The following is a 3,151-nucleotide window of genomic DNA, read 5'->3' on the forward strand; positions in this document are numbered from 1 at the left end:
CCTCCGGCGGGGACAGCGTGGTGGCCGCCGTCGGGAACCGGCCCGCCGTGGTGGTGGCCACCCCGGGTGTGGAACCGGTTGCCGAGGGCGGCTACGGCGCGGCGCTGCTGCTCGACGGCTGGGCTCTGCTGGGCCGGCAGGACCTGCGCGCCGCCGAGGACGCTCTGAGGCGGTGGATGGGCGCGGTGGCGCTGGTGCGCGGCCATGCCGACGGCGGTGTGGTCGCCGTGGTCGCCGAATCCGTCATCCCCACCGTGCAGGCGCTCATCCGGTGGGATCCGGTCGGGCACGCCGAGGCCGAACTGGACGCCCGCGGCGAGGTGGGCCTACCGCCGGCGGTGCACATGGCCGCGATCGACGGCACCCCGGACGCGGTGGACGCGCTGCTGGCGCTGACCGAACTCCCCGACGGTGCCGAGGTGCTCGGGCCCGTCGACCTGCCTGCCGCTGCCCGCAGGCCGGCCGGCGTGGCCGGCGACCACCCGGTGATCCGGATGCTGGTCCGGGTGCCGCGATCGGGCGGCCACGCCCTGGCGACGGCGTTACGCCGGGCCACCGCGGCCTCCAGCGCGCGCCACGACCACGAGCCGGTTCGTGTGCAGATCGATCCTCTGCACATAGGGTGATTCGCGACACCCGCCGGGAGTCGGACAGGAGGGGCGATGGCTCGGCTGATCAGATGGCTCATCACCCTGGCGGTCATCGCACTGGGGGTGCTGTGGCCGTGGCTGTTCCAGGGCGGCTCCACCTCCTCGGCGGTCTCCGATCCGGTGGTGTTCGAGAACTTCGACGTCGACATCGTGGTCGACGCCGAGGGCACCATGTCCGCGGTGGAGACCATCACCGCGGAGTTCCCCAGCGGGCGCCACGGGCTCTTCCGCTACTGGGACGTCGCCAACCCCAACGATCCACATGTGCGGCAGCGCCCGGAGGTCACCTCGGTGCAGCTCGACGGGGGACCGGTGCCCGTCCAGATGTTGTGGGAGGACGGTGAGCGGTTCCGGGTCGCCAAGATCGGTGATCCGGACCGGACGCTGAGCTCGGGCACCCACGTCTTCGAGATCCGCTACACCGTGCCCGGTGTGCTCGACCCGGGCACCACCGGCGCAGACCGGCAGTTCGCCGATTCGGCCGGCGAGGTGGCCGAATCGCCGTCGGTCTTCTACTGGAACGTCATCGCGCCGTCCTGGAACAACGTCATCCGCTCCGCGGACATCTCCATCGAACTGCCCGGCGAGGTCGCCGGCGCGCAGTGCTCGGTGGGCACCGGGGTCGGGCGCAGCTGCGACCGGCTGACCACCGACGGGCGCCGGGTGGAGTTGTCGGCCCAGAACCTCCAGCCGCGCACGCCGGTGACGGTGCGCGCCGGGGTCGACGTCGCGACGCCGCCGCGGACAACCCTGCCGTGGTCCTACAGCTGGGACCGGGTGCTGGGCCAGTCGGTGGGTGCCGTGGTGGGCATCGGCGTGCTCACCGTGCTGCTGGCGATCGGGGCGCTGATGTGGCTGCGCGCTGTCACCGAGCGCAGCCCGGGATTCCCGCTGCAGTACGCGCCCCCACCCGGGCTGGGCCCGGTGCAGGTCGAGTACATCCGCACCGAGTCGGTGCCCAGGCGCGGGCTCACCGCCACGCTGTTCTACCTGGCCGAACGCGGACTGATCACGTTGGAGCAACTCGACGAAAAGCGGTGGCGGATCCGCGGCGTCGGCCAGACGCGCGACTGGTACGACGTGGATCCGGTCAGTGCCAAGGTCGGCCGGCGGCTCAAGGTCGATGCGCCGGGCAAGGAATTCGAGGCCAAGAAGAGCGTCAAATCCGGGGAGCGCCTCGACAAGGCCAAGGACGACATGACCGACGCGGTCGAAGAGTGGGCGCTGTCCTCCGGCCTGCTGGTCAAGCGCAAGAAGGAACTGTGGCTGCGCGCCGCCAACGCACTGGCGTTCGTGCTGATGCTCTGCGGGTTCTTCTCCTGGGGTCCGCCGTTCACGCTGTGGGCGGTGCCGTTCGCGGTGTTCTTCGTGCTGTCCGCGGCGTGCTGGCGCGACGGGGTCGGAACCCGGCGCACCCCGGCCGGGCGCGAGATGTGGTCGCGGGTGGGTGGCTTCCACCGGGTGCTGGCCACCGATTCCGCCGAGAGCCGATTCGATTTCGGTGCCCGCAAGGACCTCTACACGGCCTACATCCCGTTCGCCGTCGCCGCCGGCTCGGCGGCGCTGTGGGCCCAGAAGTACCAGGAGACCACCGGTGAGCTTGCGCCGCAGCCGGGTTGGTACGGAACATCGAGCTCGTCGAGCTCGGCCGGATGGTTCGGTTCGACCGGCGGGGACTTCGACAGCTTCGAATCGGCGCTGTCGTCGTCGATCGGCGCCTACACCGCCTCGCAGTCCTCGTCGTCGTCGGGCGGCGGTTCCAGCAGTGGTGGCGGCGGAGGCGGCGGCGGAGGAGGAGGTGGCGGGTCATGGTGACCTTCCTGCTGGTCGTCATCCTGGTGGTGGCGGTCGCTGTGCTGATCGGATTCGTGTTGGGCTACAACAAAATCCGTTCCGCAGAGGTCCGGGTGGCCGAGGCGCTGTCCGGGATCGACGTCGAGCTGACCCGGCGTGCGTCGCTGATACCCAGCCTGATCCACACCGTGGCGACGTTCGCCACCCACGAGAAGGCCGTCCTCGACCACGTCACCGACGCCACGGCGGCCCTGACCTCGGCCACCAGCGGGAAATCGGTCCTGCAGCGCAGCGCGGCCGAGAAACAGCTCGACACCGCGCTGGCGCCGGTACTGGCGCTGGGACGGACCTACCCCCAGCTGAATTCGTCGAACAACTTTCTCGACCTGCAGCGCAATCTCGCCGACACCGAGGACAAGCTGGCCTTCGCCCGCCAGTACTACAACGACAGCGTCGCCAGCCTCAACAAGCTGCTCACCACGATCCCGTGGCTGCTGGTCGCCCCGCTGACCGGGGTGGGCGAGAAGGAGTACTACCAGACGCCTCGTTGACGCTCCCTAGACTGGCGCGGTGCGTCTCGTCTTCGCCGGCACGCCTGAACCGGCTCTGCCCTCCCTGCGCCTGCTGATCGAATCACCGCGGCACGACGTCGTCGGCGTGCTCACGCGGCCCGACGCGGCAGCCGGCCGGCGGGGGCGACCGGCCCC

At 70.8% G+C, this 3,151-nt stretch carries 2 protein-coding genes and 2 pseudogenes; all 4 read left to right on the forward strand.

The annotated features are described in order from the left end of the window. Positions 1-626: pseudogene (locus ACXAID_RS27595) on the forward strand (primosome assembly protein PriA); the annotation flags it as partial. Positions 627-662: 36 nt separating this feature from the next. Further along, on the forward strand, positions 663-2,465 hold the full coding sequence (locus ACXAID_RS27600; RefSeq protein ID WP_475025355.1) for a DUF2207 domain-containing protein: 1,803 nt from the start codon (positions 663-665) through the stop codon (positions 2,463-2,465). Then, on the forward strand, positions 2,459-2,995 hold the full coding sequence (locus ACXAID_RS27605; RefSeq protein ID WP_475025356.1) for a LemA family protein: 537 nt from the start codon (positions 2,459-2,461) through the stop codon (positions 2,993-2,995). Before ACXAID_RS27600 ends, ACXAID_RS27605 begins: the two co-directional genes overlap by 7 nt. A 19-nt stretch (positions 2,996-3,014) precedes the next feature. Then, positions 3,015-3,151: pseudogene (locus ACXAID_RS27610) on the forward strand (methionyl-tRNA formyltransferase); the annotation flags it as partial.

The organism is Mycobacterium sp. ABE4_509 (genome assembly GCF_056160785.1).

Excerpts from the sequence above, each read along its gene's own strand:
- ACXAID_RS27600 (WP_475025355.1), top strand. The coding sequence starts at position 663 with ATGGCTCGGCTGATCAGATGGCTCATCACCCTGGCGGTCATCGCACTG.
- ACXAID_RS27605 (WP_475025356.1), top strand. The coding sequence starts at position 2,459 with ATGGTGACCTTCCTGCTGGTCGTCATCCTGGTGGTGGCGGTCGCTGTG.